The sequence below is a fragment of the Actinomycetospora sp. NBC_00405 genome, from assembly GCF_036044095.1.
Taxonomy (GTDB): Bacteria; Actinomycetota; Actinomycetes; order Mycobacteriales; family Pseudonocardiaceae; genus Actinomycetospora; species Actinomycetospora callitridis.
Genome location: NZ_CP107938.1, coordinates 4,093,801 through 4,110,759 on the forward strand (window position 1 = coordinate 4,093,801; position 16,959 = coordinate 4,110,759).

18 protein-coding genes and 1 pseudogene are annotated in these 16,959 nt (G+C 72.4%); 8 read left to right on the forward strand and 11 right to left on the reverse strand.

Features of this window, described 5'->3' with window-relative positions; translation table 11 throughout:
- Window positions 1-111 precede the first annotated feature (111 nt).
- The gene (locus tag OG774_RS20205; protein WP_328303707.1) at window positions 112-1,155 is read left to right on the forward strand and encodes an alcohol dehydrogenase catalytic domain-containing protein; all 1,044 of its coding nucleotides are present in this window, start codon (window positions 112-114) and stop codon (window positions 1,153-1,155) included.
- Between the two features lie 72 nt (window positions 1,156-1,227).
- On the opposite strand, the gene OG774_RS20210 is transcribed toward OG774_RS20205, so the two are convergent.
- Window positions 1,228-1,812: an amphi-Trp domain-containing protein gene (locus OG774_RS20210; RefSeq protein WP_328303709.1), complete on the reverse strand. Its 585-nt coding sequence runs from the start codon at window positions 1,810-1,812 to the stop codon at window positions 1,228-1,230.
- Window positions 1,813-1,962: 150 nt separating this feature from the next.
- Between OG774_RS20210 and OG774_RS20215 the strand changes: the two genes are divergently transcribed.
- On the forward strand, window positions 1,963-2,214 hold the full coding sequence (locus tag OG774_RS20215) for a hypothetical protein (protein ID WP_328303711.1): 252 nt from the start codon (window positions 1,963-1,965) through the stop codon (window positions 2,212-2,214).
- A 162-nt stretch (window positions 2,215-2,376) separates the two neighbouring features.
- On the opposite strand, the gene OG774_RS20220 is transcribed toward OG774_RS20215, so the two are convergent.
- The 3 genes from OG774_RS20220 to OG774_RS20230 are packed head-to-tail and all read right to left on the reverse strand — an operon-like array spanning window position 2,377 to window position 5,241.
- Window positions 2,377-3,252, reverse strand: coding sequence for an FAS1-like dehydratase domain-containing protein (locus OG774_RS20220; protein ID WP_328303713.1), 876 nt, complete (start codon window positions 3,250-3,252; stop codon window positions 2,377-2,379).
- A complete protein-coding gene (locus tag OG774_RS20225; RefSeq protein WP_328303715.1) occupies window positions 3,252-4,439 on the reverse strand; it encodes a CaiB/BaiF CoA transferase family protein in 1,188 nt (395 codons plus the stop codon). The genes OG774_RS20220 and OG774_RS20225 overlap by 1 nt, the downstream gene beginning before the upstream one ends.
- Window positions 4,440-4,485: 46 nt before the next feature.
- Entirely contained in the window at window positions 4,486-5,241 is a 756-nt protein-coding gene (locus OG774_RS20230) for an enoyl-CoA hydratase-related protein (RefSeq protein ID WP_328303717.1), read from the reverse strand.
- A gap of 222 nt (window positions 5,242-5,463) precedes the next feature.
- Here OG774_RS20230 and OG774_RS20235 point away from each other — a divergent pair.
- Window positions 5,464-5,598, forward strand: a pseudogene (locus tag OG774_RS20235) (GNAT family N-acetyltransferase); the annotation flags it as partial.
- 265 nt (window positions 5,599-5,863) lie between these two features.
- Window positions 5,864-6,604 (forward strand): ANTAR domain-containing protein, encoded by a 741-nt coding sequence (locus tag OG774_RS20240; RefSeq protein WP_328303718.1) that lies wholly within the window; start codon window positions 5,864-5,866, stop codon window positions 6,602-6,604.
- Between the two features lie 47 nt (window positions 6,605-6,651).
- Here the strand turns inward: OG774_RS20240 and OG774_RS29850 are convergent, their stop codons facing one another.
- The 7 genes from OG774_RS29850 to OG774_RS20270 all read right to left on the reverse strand — a co-directional run bounded on the left by OG774_RS29850 (window position 6,652) and on the right by OG774_RS20270 (window position 12,551).
- Window positions 6,652-7,083, reverse strand: coding sequence for a hypothetical protein (locus OG774_RS29850; RefSeq protein WP_442874005.1), 432 nt, complete (start codon window positions 7,081-7,083; stop codon window positions 6,652-6,654).
- Between the two features lie 29 nt (window positions 7,084-7,112).
- Complete coding sequence (locus OG774_RS20245; RefSeq protein WP_328303720.1) at window positions 7,113-7,316, reverse strand: hypothetical protein; 204 nt, start codon at window positions 7,314-7,316, stop codon at window positions 7,113-7,115.
- A 195-nt stretch (window positions 7,317-7,511) separates the two neighbouring features.
- Complete coding sequence (locus tag OG774_RS20250) at window positions 7,512-8,273, reverse strand: SDR family NAD(P)-dependent oxidoreductase (RefSeq protein ID WP_328303722.1); 762 nt, start codon at window positions 8,271-8,273, stop codon at window positions 7,512-7,514.
- Between the two features lie 25 nt (window positions 8,274-8,298).
- Complete coding sequence (locus OG774_RS20255; protein ID WP_328303724.1) at window positions 8,299-9,348, reverse strand: transketolase family protein; 1,050 nt, start codon at window positions 9,346-9,348, stop codon at window positions 8,299-8,301.
- Window positions 9,345-10,223 carry a transketolase gene (locus OG774_RS20260; RefSeq protein ID WP_328303726.1) on the reverse strand — a complete coding sequence of 293 codons (879 nt, stop codon included), beginning with the start codon at window positions 10,221-10,223 and terminating at the stop codon, window positions 9,345-9,347. The genes OG774_RS20255 and OG774_RS20260 overlap by 4 nt, the downstream gene beginning before the upstream one ends.
- A 26-nt stretch (window positions 10,224-10,249) precedes the next feature.
- A complete protein-coding gene (locus tag OG774_RS20265; protein ID WP_328303728.1) occupies window positions 10,250-11,650 on the reverse strand; it encodes an MFS transporter in 1,401 nt (466 codons plus the stop codon).
- A gap of 247 nt (window positions 11,651-11,897) precedes the next feature.
- On the reverse strand, window positions 11,898-12,551 hold the full coding sequence (locus OG774_RS20270; protein WP_328303730.1) for a GntR family transcriptional regulator: 654 nt from the start codon (window positions 12,549-12,551) through the stop codon (window positions 11,898-11,900).
- 165 nt (window positions 12,552-12,716) lie between these two features.
- Between OG774_RS20270 and OG774_RS20275 the strand changes: the two genes are divergently transcribed.
- From OG774_RS20275 to nthB, 4 genes are all read left to right on the forward strand, one after another.
- Complete coding sequence (locus OG774_RS20275; RefSeq protein ID WP_328303732.1) at window positions 12,717-13,055, forward strand: ArsR/SmtB family transcription factor; 339 nt, start codon at window positions 12,717-12,719, stop codon at window positions 13,053-13,055.
- A 22-nt stretch (window positions 13,056-13,077) separates the two neighbouring features.
- The gene (locus OG774_RS20280) at window positions 13,078-14,523 is read left to right on the forward strand and encodes an ABC transporter substrate-binding protein (RefSeq protein ID WP_328303734.1); all 1,446 of its coding nucleotides are present in this window, start codon (window positions 13,078-13,080) and stop codon (window positions 14,521-14,523) included.
- Between the two features lie 137 nt (window positions 14,524-14,660).
- On the forward strand, window positions 14,661-16,217 hold the full coding sequence (locus OG774_RS20285; RefSeq protein WP_328303736.1) for an amidase: 1,557 nt from the start codon (window positions 14,661-14,663) through the stop codon (window positions 16,215-16,217).
- A gap of 42 nt (window positions 16,218-16,259) precedes the next feature.
- A complete protein-coding gene (nthB, locus tag OG774_RS20290) occupies window positions 16,260-16,955 on the forward strand; it encodes a nitrile hydratase subunit beta (protein WP_328303738.1) in 696 nt (231 codons plus the stop codon).
- Window positions 16,956-16,959: the final 4 nt, after the last annotated feature.

Sequence of the window (16,959 nt, forward strand, 5' to 3'; positions counted from 1 at the left end):
TGGACGCCCGCCCGTGACGCGGATGGTCCCGGAATGGGACAGGCACCTGTGTCCTGCGCCACTAGCGTCGGTCGGCGGACGACGCGGCAAGCCAACGAAGGCGGCACACACATGAAGGCACTGGTCTACCACGGTCCGGGCAACAAGGCCTGGGAGGACGTCCCCGACGCACGCGTGGAGGAACCCACCGACGTCGTGGTCAAGGTCGAGACCACCACCATCTGCGGGACGGACCTGCACATCCTGCAGGGTGACGTCGCCGCGGTCACCGACGGACGCATCCTCGGCCACGAGGCCGTCGGCACCATCACCGAGGTCGGCGACGCCGTCCGCGGGTTCTCGGTCGGCGACCGCGTCCTCGTCCCCGCCATCACGAAGTGCGGGCGCTGTGAGTACTGCCAGCGAGGGATGCCCTCGCACTGCCAGACCGTCGGCGGCATCGGCTGGATCTTCGGCCACCTCATCGACGGCACCCAGGCCGAGCTCGTCCGCGTGCCCTACGCCGACACCTCGCTCTACGCGGTGCCGTCCGGGGTGAGCGACGAGCAGGCGATCTTCCTCGCCGACTCCCTGCCCACCGGTTACGAGGTCGGCGTCCTCGCCGGCGGCGTGCGTCCCGGCAACACGGTCGCGGTGGTGGGCGCCGGCGCGGTCGGCCTGTCCGCCGTCCTGACCACCGGGCTGTGGGGCGCGTCGAAGGTCATCGCCATCGACTCGAACAAGTTCCGGCTGGAGAAGGCCCTCGAGTTCGGCGCGACGGACATCGTCGAGGTCGGCCCGGGCACGGTCGGCGACGTCATCGGCCTCACCGACGGGCTCGGGGTCGACGTCGCGATCGAGGCCGTCGGCTACCCCGAGACGCTGCTGACCGCGGCGTCCCTGGTCCGGCCCGGCGGCACCATCGCCAACGTCGGCGTCCACGGCACGCCGGTCGAGCTGCCCATGCAGGACATGTGGATCTCGAACGTCACGCTGACCATGGGCCTGGTCGACACCGTCTCGATCCCGACGCTGCTGAAGATGGTCGCCTCCGGGCGCATCCCGGCGGAGAAGATGGGCACGCACCGCTTCACGTTCGACCAGTTCGACGAGGCCTACGACGTGTTCGCCAACGCGGCGGCCAACCTCGCGCTCAAGGTCGTCATCACGCCCTGAGCGGGTCCGCCCGCAACGGCGCCGTCACGCGTCCCCTCCGCGTGACGGCGCCGTCGTGCGTCACGGGACGGTTCAGCCCTCGCCCTCGGCGGGGGCCTTGGCCGGGGTCTTCGCGGACGCCTTCGCCGGCGCCTTCGCCGGGGCCTTCCCCGCGGCCTTCGCCGGTGCCTTCGTCGCCGCCCTGGTCGTCGACCGCGTCGTGGACGTGGCGTCGTTCGCCGCCGACGTGGCGTCGTTCGCCGCCGACGTGGCGGTGTCCGTGGCCGACGTGGCGGTCTCGGTGGCCGCGTCCCCGGGACCTTCCGGCGATGCCGTCACCGAGGTGCTCGCGGCGGGGGTCGACACGGACGCGGAGGCCGCGGGCTCCTCCTGGGTGTCCTCGTCCTCCTCGTCGTCCTCGTCCTCGTCCTCGTCCTGGGGCGCCGACCGGGTGCTCCGGCGCCACGACAGCTCGATCTCGAGCTCCACCTCGTCGCCGTCGATCTCGACCTCGATCTCGAGGTCCATCTCGTCCGCGACCGGCAGGGTGAGCACCGGACCGGACAGCGAGAGCTCGGCGGATCCGCCCTCGCGGATGGCGTCGGCGAGGTCCGCCAGCCAGTCGGCCACCTCCTCGCGCGACAGCGTCACCTCGTGCTCGACCTTGACGTCCGACATGCGCCGTCCCTTCGTCGGGGCGCCGGTCGGTCCCGGGCGCCGTCTCCGGGTCCAGCCTCCCGGATCGGCGCCGCGGTGACATCCACCGGCTGAACTGCTCCTCGAGCGGGCACCCCGGGGACAGGACGGCCGACGACCTGGGGAGCGCGCATGGCCGAGGACATCGCAGACGACCGGGGCGACGACGCGACGCCTCCCCCCGACGACGCCGACGTCGAGGCCGCGCTCGGGGCGGCGGTGGACGACGCCCTCAAGGACGAGGTCCAGCGCCAGAAGGCGCGGTTCGTGCAGGAGATCATGGGCCTCGACCGCCAGGAGGGCGTCGGCCGCGACGACGGCCGGCGCAACGACAGCACCTACCGCGACCTCGACCCGGACCGTCAGGACGACCCCGAGGCCTGATCCCGGGGGTCAGCTCCAGCCGCGGGCGACCGCGAGGAGGCTGAGGCCGCGCCCCTCGCGACGGAGGGCCAGCCAGGTCCGCAGGGTCCGCATGGCTGCGGAGGCTGCCGGGGAGCCCGGTCGGTGTCCATCGAACAGGTGTGCGATCGACCGTCCGGCCGCCTACCCGCGCACGGTGCCGGTGACCGATGGCGACGTCCCGGGCACGCCCGCCCGGAGGGCGAGCCCGTCGTCCGGCTGGTCGGTCGCGGGCTCGGCGACGACCTGCTGGCCGGCGAAGACGGGGCGGCTGAGGCGGAAGTCGAACCGTCGCACCGGCTCCGTCGGACGGTGCCGGCGCGGCACCTCGAGCAGCTGCAGGGCCAGCAACGGCCCGTGCACCACCAGACCGGGATAGCCCTCGACCTGCGTGACGTACGGCAGGTCGTAGTGGATGCGGTGGGTGTTGTAGGTCAGCGCCGAGAACCGGAACAGCATCGTCTCGCTCGGCGTGAGCGTCACCGACTCCGCTCCGGGCGTGGGGGCGGCCTCGTCGGGGGCGTCGAGGGTGAGGCCGCGGGCCTCGCCGGGCGGCTGGGAGCGGTAGACGATGTCCTGCTCCTCGGTGACGATCGTCGTGCCCGCGCGCACGAACTCGTGCCGGACGGTCACCAGCACCATCTGCCCGCTGCGCCCGGACTTGACGTCGCAGCGCTGCAGCGAGGAGTGGCGATCGAGGGTCTCGTCGACCCGCATCGGCGCGTCGATCTCCAGCCGGCCGCCGGCGATCATGCGCCTGCGGTGCGGCAGCGGGGGCATGAAGTGGCCCTGCGCCGGGTGGCCGTCGTCGCCGAGCTGGTCCTGGCGGGGGTGGTCGAGGAACCCGAACCAGTGCCACAGCGGCGGCAGGTCGTCCCCGCCGCCCGCGACGGGGGGCAGGTCGAACAGGCCGGACACCGCGCCGACGGTCCAGGCGCCGGTGGAGCCCGAGGTGACGAGCGGTTCCGGGGACCACCCGCGGACGAGCTCGGCGAGGTCGGGCGGGATCGGGGCGCTCATCAGTGATCGGCCTCCCGGGATGGGTCGGTCGTGCGCAGCCACGCGCGCACCTCGTCGTCGTGCTCACCGACCGCCGGGACACGGGCGGGCGGCGACGGCCACCCCGCCGTGACCGGGGGCCGGAGCATCTCGATGTCGCCCTGCGGGGTCCCGACGGTCATCCACCGGTCGCGGGCCTGCAGCTGGGGGTGCCGGGCGAACTCGTCGAGGCTGCGTCGGCGGACGTGGGCGATGCCGGCGGCGTCGAGGCGGCGCTCGGCCTCGATCACGTCGAGACCGGCGAAGACGCCCTCGATCGCCTCGTCGAGCTCCGCGCGGTGCTCGGCGCGGGCCGCGTTGCCGCGGAACCGCGGGTCCTCGGCCAGGCCCGCGTGCTCCAGCACGTCGGTGCACAGGGCGGCCCACTCGCGCTCGTTCTGCACCCCGATGGTGATCACGTGTCCCGACGCCGTCGCGACGGGACCGTAGGGCGCGATCGTCGCGTGTGCGGCGCCCGCCCGGCGGGGCGACGTGCCGCCGTAGCGGGCGTAGAGTTCCGGGTAGCCCATCCACTCGCCGAGCGCCTCGAGCATCGACACCTCGAGCGCCCGTCCGCGGCCGGTCCGCTCGCGGTCGTAGAGGGCGGTGAGGATGCCGGTGTAGGCGTACATGCCGGCCGCGATGTCGGCGATGGAGATGCCGGCCTTCACCGGCTCGTCCGGCGTCCCGGTGATCGAGACGAGGCCGGCGTCGCACTGGATGAGCAGGTCGTAGGCCTTGCGATCCGAGTACGGGCCGCCCGCCCCGTAGCCGGACACGTCGCACGCGACCAGCCGGGGGTGCTCGGCGGCGAGGGTGTGCGCGTCGATCCCGAGACGCCGCGCCGCGGCCGGCGCCAGGTTCTGGACCACGACGTCGGCGCGCGCGACGAGCTCGCCCAGCGTGCGGCGTCCCTCGTCGGACCTGACGTCGAGGGTGATCGACCGCTTGCCCCGGTTCAGCCAGATGAAATGGCTCGACTGCCCGCGCACGGCGGCGTCGTAGCCGCGGGCGAAGTCGCCGTCGCCCGTGCGCTCGACCTTGATGACGTCCGCGCCCAGGTCGGCGAGCTGGCGGGTCGCGAACGGCGCCGCGACGGCCTGCTCCACCGCCACGACCACGATCCCCGCGAGGGGACCGTGCGCCTCCGTGTGCCCCTGCGGGGTCATCGTGCTCCTCTCGGCCGCACCCCGGGCCGGGGCGAGGCGTGACGACTCAGGGCGTCGGGTCGCTCCACACCGGCGGGCGTTTCTCGGCGAAGGCCGCCAACCCCTCGCGCTTGTCGGGGCCCTCGGCGATCCGCACCTCGGCCCGGTGCGTCGCCGCCCAGCCCGCGTCCTCGGCGTCGGACCACTGCTCCTCGAGCGCCGCCAACGTCGCCGAGACCGCGGTCGGCGAGGCCACGCAGATCTCCTCGGCGAGCTCGAGGGCCACCTCGACCGCGGCACCGGGTTCGGCGAGCCGGTTCACGAAGCCGATCTCGTGGGCCCGCCGCGCGTCGAGCCGGGCGCCGGTCAGCAGCAGCTCGCGCGCGACGTTGAGCGGCAGGCACCGCATCGCGCGACCGAGCGCCCCGGAGTTCGCCACGAGGCCCCGCCGGGTCTCGGGCAGGCCGAAGGACGCCGCGGCGGAGGCGACCACGAGGTCGCAGGCCATGGCGATCTCGAAGCCGCCACCGAGCGCGAGCCCCTCGACGGCCGCCACCACCGGCTTGGCGTGACGGCGCCGGATGATGCCGTAGGGACCGCCCCGGGGTGTCGGCTCGCCGGGGCCGGCGACGATGTCGGTGCCGGCGCAGAACACCTCCGGCGTGCCGGTGAGGATCGCGACCCACAGCCCGGGGTCGTCCTGGAACCCGTTGAGGGCGGCGTCGATGCCCTGGGCCGTCGGCCCGTCGATCGCGTTGCGCTTCTCGGGTCGTTCGATCCGCACGACGAGGACGCGGCCGTGCCGGTCGGTGCTGACGGTCATCGAGAGCCTCCCTCGTCGAACGGGCCGGACGGGTCAGTACCTGCTGATCTCGACCAGATTCTGGTCCGGGCCGCGGACGTGGACACTGCGATGCAGCGGCATGGACGTCCTCCCTCGCGGCGGAGGAGCGCGGGCCGCCCGTCCGTCGACGCGGGTAGTGTCCCCCGGCCGTGGGTGTCCGCCGGATCGCCCCGACCGACGTCGGGACCGTCACCGAGCTCCGGCGCCGTGGTCGGGTGCGCGCTCTGGTTCCTCAACTACTCCACGTGGGACGGCGTCCACGGCATCTACCTCGAGGACCTGTTCGTGCGCGCCGACCACCGCGGCTCCGCCCCTGCGGGGGCGATGACCTGCGCGAAGAGCCCGGACCTCGCTGTGCCGTCGTCGTGCGCGCATCCGCGCTACGGTGGGCCTCGCGGCGTTCGACCTGACGGGCGCTGATCGGACGCGGAGCGCTCCGCTCGGAACGAGCGCTCCCGGCGGTCCCGTTGATCATGTGCGTCCCGACCCATCTGCGGGTGGCGGGCAGATCGCAGCCCATGGCGCTTCGGCTCTGCTCGGCGCACCAGCACGGTCGATGTGTGGCGCTCGTCCCCGCCGCGACGCACGAGGTGGGACCCCCATGAACTCCTCCCGACACGACGATCTCGTCACCGCCCTGCGCCAGGCCGCCCGTGGCCTGGCGAGCCGGCGCAGCATCCGCGACCTCGAGGAGACGCTCGGGCAGATCGTCACCTCGGCGGTGGCCACGATCCCCGGAGTCGACGCGGGCAGCATCTCCATCACCCACCACGGACGCATCGAGACCCGCCACCCCACGACCGAGACGATCGGCAAGCTCGACCGCACCCAGAGCGAGCTCAACGAAGGGCCCTGCATCTCGGCGATCGAGGACCCCCCCGAGGACGGGATCGTGATCGCGCGCGACCTCGCCGGTGGCGACGCCCGGCGGTGGCCGCGGTTCGCCCCGCTGGCGGTCGAGGCCGGTTACCGGGCGCTGATGTCGACCCAGCTCTCAGCCAACGGAGGCCCGCGGGCCGCGCTGAACCTGTACTCGGCCGGTGCGGACGCGTTCGACGAGCACGCCCGCACCCTGGCCGGGCTGTTCGGCATCCAGGCCGCCGTGCTGCTCTACGGCGCCGACACCGCGCACCACCTGCAGCGGGCCGTGGACAGCCGCGACCTGATCGGGCAGGCCAAGGGCATCCTGATGGAACGCTTCTCCCTCGACGACGAGGCCGCGTTCCAGATGCTGGTCAAGTCCTCCCAGGACACCAACATGAAGCTCACCGACGTCGCACGGTGGCTCACCAGCGAGACCGGGAAGCGTTCCGTCCGGCTCGGAACCGAGCGCGAGCGCTGATCCCTCGCCCGGGTCGTGGCCGGTTCTCTCCTGGGATCAGCTCGATCTCACCGGGTCGCCAGGTCTTGTCGAACCACGATTCGAGCGGGCCGTAGAGCCGCAGGATGGTGAACCAGTGCGGCTCCCGGCCGGCCGGCGGGGTCGGCCCGAAGAAGAGGTCGACGCTGCCGTCGTCGTTCGCGCTCACGGCGGGGTCGAGGGTGGCCTCTCGCCAGCGGGTGGACGCGGGTACTGGTGATGTCGTCGACACCGCCGAGGGCGCGCACGACCAGCGAGTTCGAGAAGGTCGGGGTGTGCAGACGGTGTAGCCGTCGGGTTCGGGGCCGTCGTGGTCCGGCGGCAGCAGCACGTACTTCCCGCCGGCGCCGGTCGGGTCCGGCGAGGCCGAGGTCGCCGACGTTGCAGAACCAGAAGATGACGCACAGGGTGTTCGGCGGGTTCTCCAGGACGAGGGGGCCGTCGCGGAGGTCGAGGAACATCACGCCGTAGGGCGTCGCGGTGTTGGCGGTCAGGAAGAAGGCGCCGGAGTTCGCGCGAGGCGTGATGACGCCCAGTGTCGCGTTGCCGTCGAGGCCGACGCTGCGGAAACCGTGGGCATGGCGACCAGTGAGGCACCGGGCAGGGTGTTGAGGTACACCTCGATCGCCCGGTTCAGGTCGAGCATGTCGTAGTCGCCGGGATCGGCGCTGGGCACCCCGTCGAAGAAGGTCATCTCCCCCGAGCGGGGACGGCACGCGGTCGGGGAGCGCGATCGCCCGCCGCGCCGCGTCCATGTCCTCGACAGCTCGCACCGTGGTCGTCATGGCGGCGACTGTGCCGCGCGCCGCGGGGCGGCGACCTCAAGCACAACGGATGACGTCCGAGAGCCCGGCGGCCCCCCGGCGCCGGGCTCCCGTCGTGGTCGGGCTCAGTGGATGTGCGATCCGCCGTTGACGTCGTACGTGGCGCCCGTGATGTAGCCGGTCTCCTCCCGGCAGAGGTAGGTGATGAGGTCGGCGACGTCGTCGACGCGCCCGTTGCGGCCGACGGGGATGCCGGCGAGCAACGCGGTCTTGCGCTCGCCCTCGAGCGCGCCGCCGGTGATGTCGGTGTCGATGAGCCCGGGCGCGACGCTGTTGACCGTCACCCCGGCCGGCCCGAGCTCGCGGGCCAGGGCGCGGGCGAAGCCGAGCTGCCCGGCCTTCGCCGCGGAGTAGGCGACGCCCCCGAAGACGCCGCCGCCGCGTTCCGCGGAGACCGACGAGAGGAAGACGATGCGACCGAATCCGCGCTCGGCCATGCCGGGCGCGAGGCGGCGGGTGACGTTGTAGGCGCCGCGGATGTTCACGGCGAACACGCGCTCCCACTCGGCGGCGGTGACCTCGAGGAACGGTACCGGCGAGGTGATGCCGGCGTTGTTCACCACGGCGCCGACCGGGGGCAGGGCCCCGGTGACGGTGGCCAGTGCGGTGTCGACCGAGGCGTCGTCGGTGACGTCGCAGGCCGCGCCGAGGGCGGCGACGCCGTGCGCGGCGGCTACCGAGTCGGCGGTCTCCTTGGCGCCGGCCTCGTCGAGGTCGAGCACCGCGATGTTCCAGCCGGCGGCGGCGAGGGCGTGGGCGGTGGCGCGGCCGATGCCGCGGCGGGAACCGGCGCCGGTGACGACGGCGGTCAGGTCGGACGTGGACACAGGGATCTCCTGGAGTTCGGGCGGGTCAGGCGGACGGCGGCGAGGGGTCGGCCGGCCAGGGCGCGCGGTCGTTCAGCTCGGCCTTGACCCGGGCGACGACGGCGTCGGTGGACAGGCCGTAGCGGTCGTGCAGCGTGGGCAGGGCGCCGGCGGCGAGGAACTCGTCGGGCAACCCGATCTGTCCGAAGCGGCCGGACACGCCGGCGAGGGCCAGCGAGGTCGCGACGGCCTCGCCCAGACCACCGATGACGGTGTGGTTCTCGCAGGTCAGGATCAGCCGGTCGGAACGGGCGGCACGGACGATGGCCTCGCGATCGAGCGGCTTAATCGTCGGCACGTGGAGCACGGCGACGTCGATGTGATCGGCCTCGAGGCGGGCGGCGGCCTGCAGGGCCCGCATGGTCATCAGACCGGTGGAGATGAGCAGGACGTCCCGTCCGGTGCGCAGCTCGGCGGCCTTGCCGAGCTCGAAGCGGTAGTCGTACTCGTCGAGGACGGTGGGCACCGACCCGCGCAGCAGCCGCAGGTAGGTGGGGCCGTCATGGGCGGCGAGTGCCGGGACGGCGGCCTCGATGTCGACGGAGTCGCAGGGGTCGACGATCGTCAGGTTGGGGCAGCCGCGCAGGATCGCGAGGTCCTCGGTGGCCTGGTGGCTCGGGCCGTACCCCGTGGTCAGGCCGGGCAGGCCCCCGACGACGTTGACGTTGAGCCCGGGCTCGGCGATGTCGAGGCACAGGAAGTCGTAGGCACGGCGGGTGGCGAAGACCGAGTAGGTCGACGCGAACGGCACCAGTCCGACCTCGGCCATCCCGGCGGCCGCGCCGAGCAGCACCTGCTCGGCCATGCCCATCTGGAAGAACCGGTCCGGGTGGGCGGACCGGAAGATGTGCATGTCGGTGTACTTGGCGAGGTCCGCCGACATCCCGACGATCTCGGGCCGCTCCTCCGCCAATCGCGCCAGGGCGTGCCCGAAGGGGGCGGAGGTGGTGCGCTGGTCGGGGTCGGCGAACGACGCGATCATCGCCGAGGTGGTGAGCTTCTTCTTCGGGGCTGCGGTGGTCGCGGCGGTGGTCATCGCGTCTGTCCTTCCAGGAGCTGGTCGCGGGCGGTCTGCCACTCGTGCTCCTCGACCCGCAGGAAGTGCGCCTTCTCGCGGGTCTCGAGCATCGGGACGCCGTACCCGGGGCGGGTGTCGCAGAGCAGGACCGACGGGCCGGTCGGGTCCGCGGTGAGCTCGTCGACGGCGGCGACGAGGGCGGTGACGTCGTTGCCGTCGACCCGCCGGGTGTTCCATCCGAAGGAGCGCCACTTGTCCTCGAGCGGGTCGATCCGCAGCACGCCCGCGGTCGGGCCGTCGGCCTGCAGGCCGTTGACGTCGACCACGGCGAGGACGTTCGACAGCCCGTGGTGGGCGCACGACATGGCCGCCTCCCACGTGGAGCCCTCGTCGAGCTCACCGTCGGAGAGCAGGTTCACCACGCGGGCGTCGTTGCCGAGGTGCCGCAGGCCGAGGGCCATGCCCGTGGCGACGCCGAGCCCGTGGCCCAGCGATCCCCCGGAGATCTCCATGCCCGGGGTGTACGAGGCCATGGCCGACATCGGCAGGCGTGAGTCGTCGGAGCCGTACGTCTCGAGCTCCTCGGCCGGGACGATGCCGGCCTCGGCGAACGCGGCGTAGGCGGCGATCGCGTAGTGCCCGATGGAGAGCAGGAAGCGATCGCGGTCCGGCCACTCCGGGTCCTCCGGGCGGAACCGGAGCACGTCGCCGAACAGCACGGCGAGGACGTCGGCCACGCCGAGGGCCTGGCCGATGTAGCCCTGGCCCTGCACCTCGCCCATGTCCAGGGCGTGGCGCCGGATGCGGTAGGCGGCGTCGCGGAGCCGCGCGATGCGCTCGGGGTCGGTCGACGCGGGGGTGTCGGTGGGTGTGGGGCTGGTCAGTGAGGTCATGAGGTCCTCCTCGGAGGGACGGGCCGTCAGCGGCCGGAGGCGGTGGACTCGGCGGACGCCGCCTCGGCACGCACCGGGGAGGTCAGGGCCAACGACCGCTCGAGAGCCTCCACCTCGGCGCGCTCGCTGCGCCCCCAGGTCTCGCGGGTGAGCAGCGTCGCGACGATGCCGAGCAGGCCGTAGAAGGAGATGAGCAGGGCGGGGCCGATCCAGCCGAAGCCGGCGAAGAGGGCGGTGGCGATGAGCGGGGTGAAGCCGGAGACCACGGCGGAGAGCTGGTAGGCCAGCGAGGCGCCGGTGGTGCGGGTGCGGGCGGCGAACAGCTCGGAGAACCAGGCCCCTTGCACGCCGGCCAGCGAGTTCTGGCAGATCGCGTAGCTGACGACGAAGGCGAGGACGACCGCGACCGCGGTGCCGGTATTGAGCAGCAGGAACAGCGGGATGCCCCACAGCAGCGTGACGATGGTGCCGAAGAGATAGACCGGGCGTCGCCCGACGCGGTCGGTGAGAGCGCCCCAGCCGATCGTGGCGCCGATGCCGAGCGCGGAGGCGATCATCGTTGCGGTGAGGCTGATGCTGCGGTCGGCGAGCTCCTCGCTCACCAGGTACGACAGGACGAAGGTGACCGTGACCGCGTAGCCCGCGGTCTCGGTGACGCGCAGGCAGAACGCGCGCAGGATGTTGCGCCAGTCGTTGCGCAGGACCTCGGTCAGGGGGTTCTTCGCGATGTTGCCCTCGTCCTTGAGCTCTTCGAACTCGGGGGACTCCTCGACCTTGAGCCGGATGATGATGCCGACGACGATCAGGATCGCGCTGAGCAGGAAGGGCACCCGCCACGCCCAGTCGTCGCCGAGGGGCACGCTGGCCAGGAAGGCGAGGTTGGCCAGCAGCAGACCGACCGGGAAGCCGGCCTGGGTGATGCCGGTGTAGAGACCTCGTTTGCGCCACGGCGCGTGCTCGAAGCACATGAGGATGGCCCCGCCCCACTCGGCGCCGAAGGCCAGGCCCTGCACGACACGGACCAGGACGAGCAGGACCCCGGCCCAGACGCCGATCTGGTCGTAGGTGGGCAGGGCGCCGATGAGGACGGTCGCGACGCCCATCAGCAGCAGCGACGCGACGAGCACCGGCTTGCGGCCGATCTTGTCGCCGAGGTAGCCGCCGATGATCCCGCCGAGCGGGCGGACGGCGAACCCGATGCCGAGCGTGGCGAATGACAGCAGGGTCCCCGACAGCGGGTCGTTCGCGGGGAAGAAGACGGTGTTGAAGTACAGGGCCGCGGCGATCCCGAAGCCGATGAAGTCGTAGGTCTCGATGGTGGCGCCCACCGAGGCGCCGATCGCGACGCGCTTCCGAGAGGCGGTGCCCTCGACGGGATGGCGGTTGCTGGGCCCGGGGTCGGCCGGTGGCGCGTTCCGTTCGGTCATGGTGATCTCCGCTGATCGATGAGGACTCGACGGGGCGGCTGCCGCGCGTCGGCCTCCCCAGACGGTTGACTGTTAACAGTCAACTGCTGGACACGATGGTGAGGTCACACAACGCGTCTGTCAACAGTCAGCACCCAACGAGATGACCCGCTCTGACCTGCGATGATCACGTGGAGATCGCCGTACCGGGACGGCGGAGATCGATGCGCTCCCCGCCGCCGTGCGCGGAGCGCGGACCCGGTCGGACTCAGTCGGCGGCGGGTGCGAAGTGCTCGGCGGCCGCGGCCATGTGGTCCTCGACGACCGCCACGGCGTCGGCAGGCTCACCACTCTCGATCGCGTCGAGGATCGGGGCGTGCCGGTCGCCGGCCATCATCACCGGCGAGCCCTCGGCGTCGCCGTTCATGATTGCCACCCGGATGCGACCCTCGAGCGCGCGCCAGGCCTCGACGAGCATCGAGTTGCCGGCGAGACGGCAGAGCAGCAGGTGGAAGCCGAGGTCGGCCTCGACACGCTCCGCGAAGTCGCCGCGACCGAGGTCCGCGAGGGCGTCGCGGAGCGTCCGCGCCGCCTCCTCACGGTGGCCGGAGTTGATGATCTCGGTGACGGCCAGCCCCTCGAGCGCGGCGCGGACCTTGAACAGCTCGCGCACCTCGGTGGCGGAGAGCTGGTTGACCCGCAGCATCCCTCGATTGCCGGCCGTGACCAGACGTTCCTGCTGGAGATGCCGGAGGGCCTCGCGGACGGTGCCGCGACTGACGCCGAGGTGCGTGGAGAGCTCGACCTCGCCGAGGTGGTCGCCCGGGCGATAGCGCCCCGAGGTGATGGCCGTGCGGAGCGCAGCCAGCGAACGTTCACGCAGCGTGCTGCGATCCAGGCTCGACAACGGCTCCACGCTCATCGGGTGCCACCCCCTTCGGAGCCCGATCCTAGACGTCTCTGCTGACAGAAGAGTGATGACTGTCGACACCGAGTGCTGGTCAGCATCACCGAGGGCGGCTGCCGACGGGACGCGTCGCGCAGCGTGGAGACGTCGACAACCATCGACGGATGCTAGAGTCAGCCCGTGGAGTCCGAGAACCTCGCGTTCGACGCGCTGTCGGACCGCGTGCGGCGGCGGATCCTGAGCGCCCTGGGCGACGAGGGCGAGCTGACCGTCACCGACATCACCGAGCGCGTGGGCGCGGTCGGCCGCACGACGATCTCGAGCCACTTGCGCGTCCTGCGCACCTCGGGAATCGTGCGGGAGCGCCGGGTCGGACGGAATCGCTACTACTCCCTCGACACCGACGGCGCCGTCCGTGACGCCTTCACCTACCTGCAGTCGATCATGCGAGCGAGCGTCGCGGATCTCGAGCAGGCGACGTCCACGGCGCCGCGGGAAAGCGACCGCGGCGTCGGCTAGCACCTGAAGCCAACGGGGCCCGATGTACACGACCGTCGCCGCCGAGCAGACAGTGTCGCTCGCCCCGCACGAGGTCTTCGCGCTGTTCGGGTCGGCGCACGCGACGGGATGGCTCTTCAGTGCACGGTGCGACGCCGTCGCGCCGGGCGCCATCGTCTCCATGCAGTTGCCCCTCGACGAGCGAGGCGGGAGCCGGGGCGTCGACATCCTCGGGCGTCTGACCCGGGTCGTGCCCGGCGCGATCATCGACATCGAGCACACCCAGCCCTGGCGCGGGCGGATCAGCCTGCGCTTCCGGCCGGCGGGTGCCCGCCGTACCCGCGTTCAGGTGCGTGCGAGCGTGCCGCTCGAAGGCGTCCAGTGGCTGCTGCACCGTCGGGGCCTCCCGCTGCCCGAGCCCGCCGACGACGGGGCGGTACGCCTGGGCGTGATCACGTCGGCCTCCGGCACGGGGGCGGTGTACTCGATGTCGGCGGAGCTCATGGCCGAGCTCGCCGTCGACGAGATCAACGCCGACGGCGGGATCGCGGGCCGTCGGGCACGGCTGGTGATCGCCGACGACGCCACCGACGCCGACCAGGCCGCCGACGAGGCGCGACGCATGGTGCGGCTCGGATGTCGCGTCGTCTTCGTCAACAGCACCTCGGCCAGCTTCGACGCGGTCCGGCGCGCCGTCCGCGGACGCAAGGTCCTGGTGGTGCACACCGTCGTGAACGAGGGCGGTGGCGTGTCGCCGACGGTCGTCCGTCTCGGCGAGCGTCCGCAGGCCCAGCTCGACGCCCTCGCGGGACCGGTGATGCGGCGGGCCGACGCCCGGCGGTGGTTCTTCGTCGGACAGACCTACGTCTGGTCGCACGGGGCACACGCTGCGGCCCGACGTGCGGTCTCGCGGGCGGGAGGACAGGTCGCCGGCGAGGACCTCGCCCCGCTCGGCACCACGGACTTCTCGGACACCCTGGACCGCATCCAGCTCTCCGGTGCCGACCTGGTGCTCAGCACGCTGGTCGGGGCCGACGAGGTGGCGTTCGAACGGCAGAGCGAGGCGGCCGGGCTGCGCGGCTCGACCCGGACCGTCTCGCTCGTGCTCGAGGAGTCGACACTCGCCCACATCGGCCCCCGTGCCAGCGCCGGGCTGCAGACGGCGCTGAGCTACTTCCAGGACAACCCGCTCCCGGGCAACGCCGACCTGCTGGCCCGCTACCGCGCCGCCTACGGGCCGTGGGCGCCTCCGGTGACGTCCCTGTCCGAGACGGTGTACGAGGCGATCCACCAGTACGCGCGGATCTTGCACGTCGATCCCGAGGGCGACGCCGCCGACCACGGCCGCGCGCTGTCACGACGACGTCGTGGATCGCAGGGGGACGCGATCGGGTCCCGCGACCTGGTCGCTCCCGCGCTCTACGTCGCCGAGGCCGGTCCGTCCGGGCTGGAGATCGTCGAGGCGGTGCCGGAGAAGGCCGGGGCGTGACGATCCCGGCGCGGTCACGCGCACCAAGGCGCCGGCGACACGTGATCGAAACGCGTAGATGCGTCGCTGAGTATTGACGTGTCTTCTCGGCAGTTCCTAGGGTCGGTCCTCCCCGCCCGCTTCTCGAGGGAGCTGCCATGTCCTTGCCCGTCCCCGACAACGCCGCACTCGAGGGGGTCGCCGCCGGCTACCGACTGGGCCTGGACCAGGCGCAGCTCGACGAGTACGCGCCGCTCGTGGCGGGCCTGCTGGGCTCCTGGGACGCCGTCGCGGAGCTGTACGAGGCGGAGGCCCCGATCACGCCGCAGCGGCAGTGGTCGCAGCCCTCGGACGCGGAGAACCCGTTCCACGCCTGGTACGTGCAGACCTCGATCACCGAGACCACCGACGGCCCGCTGGCCGGCCGGACGGTGGCCGTCAAGGACAACACCGCGGTCGCCGGCGTCCCCATGACCAACGGTTCGAGCACCTTCGAGGGCTATGTGCCCGGCGAGGACGCGACGATCGTGAAGCGCCTGCTCGCCGCGGGCGCCACCATCGCGGGGAAGGCGGTCTGCGAGGACCTCTGCTTCTCCGGCGGCTCGCACACCGCGGTGTCCGGGCCGGTGCAGAACCCGTGGAACACCGCGCACAACTCCGGCGGGTCCTCCAGCGGCAGCGGCGCGCTCGTGGCCGGCGGCGTCGTCGACCTGGCGACCGGCGGCGACCAGGGCGGCTCGGTCCGCATGCCGGCCGCCAACTGCGGGTTGGTGGGGCACAAGCCGACCTGGGGTCTCGTGCCCTACACCGGCGCCTTCCCCATCGAGGCCACCATCGACCACCTCGGTCCGATCACGCGCACCGTCCCGGACGCCGCGCTGATGCTCTCGGTCATGGCCGGGCCGGACGGGCTCGACCCCCGCCAGCCGCGCGATCTCGTCCCGCAGGACTACCTCGCGGCGTTGTCCGAGGGCGCCCGTGGCCTGCGGGTCGGGGTGCTGCGAGAGGGCTTCGGGCGTCCGGAGTCCGAGGAGGTCGTCGACGAGACGGTGCGGAACGCGATCGCCGTCCTCGGCGACGCGGGGATGAGCGTCTCCGAGGTCTCGGTGCCGTGGCACCTGCACGGAGCGAAGATCTGGGACGTCATCGCCACCGAGGGCGCCACGTCGCAGATGGTCGACAACTACGGCTTCGGGCTGAACTGGAAGGGCCACTACGACCCCGAGCTGATGCACCACTTCGGCCGTCGTTCGACCGAGGACGGCTCGCAGTTCTCCGAGACCGTGAAGCTCGTCCTGCTCGCCGGGAAGTACGGGCTCAACACCACCCACGGACGGCACTACGCCATGGCGCGCAACCTCGCGCCGAAGCTCGCGGCCGCCTACGACGCCGCCATGGCCGACGTCGACGTCCTCGTCATGCCGACCCTGCCCATGCGCGCCACAGCCATCCCGTCGCGCGACGCCGGCATCACCGAGGTCGTCGCCCGCGCGCTGGAGATGCTGGGCAACACCTGCCCCTTCGACGTCACGGGCCACCCCGCCTGCTCGGTGCCGGCCGGGCTCGGGGACGGCCTCCCAGTCGGGATGATGATCGTCGGTCGCCAGTTCGAGGACGCCACCGTCCTGCGCGCCGCCCACGCCTTCGAGCAGGCCGTCGGCGGCTTCCCGGCCCCGACGACCCGGGCCGCCACACCGGTCGCCACCGGCGCCTGACCGTCGCGATCAACCCCTTCTCGATCAACCACAGGAGAGTCGATGAGCAGCGGAGTCCATGATCTCGGTGGTCGTGAAGGGGTCGGCGCCATCAACCCGACCCCGGCCGAGCCGGTGTGGAAGGCGGAGTGGGAGAAGCACGCCCACGCCCTGTTCCCCCTGGCGTTCCGGGCCGGGTTCTTCGGCCTCGACCAGTTCCGCTCCGGCATGGAGCAGATGGATCCGGACGAGTACCTGAACACCCCGTACTACGAGCACTGGGTCCACTCCGTGGTCCACCACGGTGTCCGGCACGGGCACTTCGACGCCGACGAGCTCGACCGGCGCACGCGGTACTACCTGGAGAACCCCGACGCGCCGCTGCCCGAGGGCAAGGACGCCGAGGGCGAGCTGGTCGCGTTCATCGAGGGCATCGTCCCGGTCGGCGCCCCGGCCGGGCGCGACACCGGCAAGGCGGCGAAGTTCTCGATCGGCGACCGCGTCACCGTCCTCTCCGACGCGACCGAGGGCCACACCCGTCGGGCGCGCTACATCCGAGGCAAGACCGGCGTCATCGATCGGGCCCACGGCGAGATGATCTATCCCGACACCGCGGGCAACGACAGGGGCGAGTCACCGGAGCACGTCTACACCGTCCGCTTCACCACCGAGGAAATCTGGGGCGCCGGGGAGGGCGAGCCCAACGGCTCGATCACCTTCGACGTCTGGGAGCCCTACATCGTCCCCGCGAGCAAGTGAGGCC

What these genes read in the sequence shown, in the direction of transcription:
- OG774_RS20240 (WP_328303718.1), top strand. Translation starts at nt 5,864, where the DNA reads ATGAACTCCTCCCGACACGACGATCTCGTCACCGCCCTGCGCCAGGCC.
- OG774_RS20225 (WP_328303715.1), bottom strand. Translation starts at nt 4,439, where the DNA reads ATGACCCCGCAGGGGCACACGGAGGCGCACGGTCCCCTCGCGGGGATC.
- OG774_RS20265 (WP_328303728.1), bottom strand. Translation starts at nt 11,650, where the DNA reads ATGACCGAACGGAACGCGCCACCGGCCGACCCCGGGCCCAGCAACCGC.
- OG774_RS20220 (WP_328303713.1), bottom strand. Translation starts at nt 3,252, where the DNA reads ATGAGCGCCCCGATCCCGCCCGACCTCGCCGAGCTCGTCCGCGGGTGG.
- OG774_RS20285 (WP_328303736.1), top strand. Translation starts at nt 14,661, where the DNA reads ATGTCCTTGCCCGTCCCCGACAACGCCGCACTCGAGGGGGTCGCCGCC.
- OG774_RS20205 (WP_328303707.1), top strand. Translation starts at nt 112, where the DNA reads ATGAAGGCACTGGTCTACCACGGTCCGGGCAACAAGGCCTGGGAGGAC.
- OG774_RS20280 (WP_328303734.1), top strand. Translation starts at nt 13,078, where the DNA reads ATGTACACGACCGTCGCCGCCGAGCAGACAGTGTCGCTCGCCCCGCAC.
- OG774_RS20215 (WP_328303711.1), top strand. Translation starts at nt 1,963, where the DNA reads ATGGCCGAGGACATCGCAGACGACCGGGGCGACGACGCGACGCCTCCC.
- OG774_RS20270 (WP_328303730.1), bottom strand. Translation starts at nt 12,551, where the DNA reads ATGAGCGTGGAGCCGTTGTCGAGCCTGGATCGCAGCACGCTGCGTGAA.
- nthB (WP_328303738.1), top strand. Translation starts at nt 16,260, where the DNA reads ATGAGCAGCGGAGTCCATGATCTCGGTGGTCGTGAAGGGGTCGGCGCC.
- OG774_RS29850 (WP_442874005.1), bottom strand. Translation starts at nt 7,083, where the DNA reads ATGTTCCTCGACCTCCGCGACGGCCCCCTCGTCCTGGAGAACCCGCCG.
- OG774_RS20245 (WP_328303720.1), bottom strand. Translation starts at nt 7,316, where the DNA reads ATGACCTTCTTCGACGGGGTGCCCAGCGCCGATCCCGGCGACTACGAC.
- OG774_RS20255 (WP_328303724.1), bottom strand. Translation starts at nt 9,348, where the DNA reads ATGACCACCGCCGCGACCACCGCAGCCCCGAAGAAGAAGCTCACCACC.
- OG774_RS20210 (WP_328303709.1), bottom strand. Translation starts at nt 1,812, where the DNA reads ATGTCGGACGTCAAGGTCGAGCACGAGGTGACGCTGTCGCGCGAGGAG.
- OG774_RS20260 (WP_328303726.1), bottom strand. Translation starts at nt 10,223, where the DNA reads ATGACCTCACTGACCAGCCCCACACCCACCGACACCCCCGCGTCGACC.
- OG774_RS20230 (WP_328303717.1), bottom strand. Translation starts at nt 5,241, where the DNA reads ATGACCGTCAGCACCGACCGGCACGGCCGCGTCCTCGTCGTGCGGATC.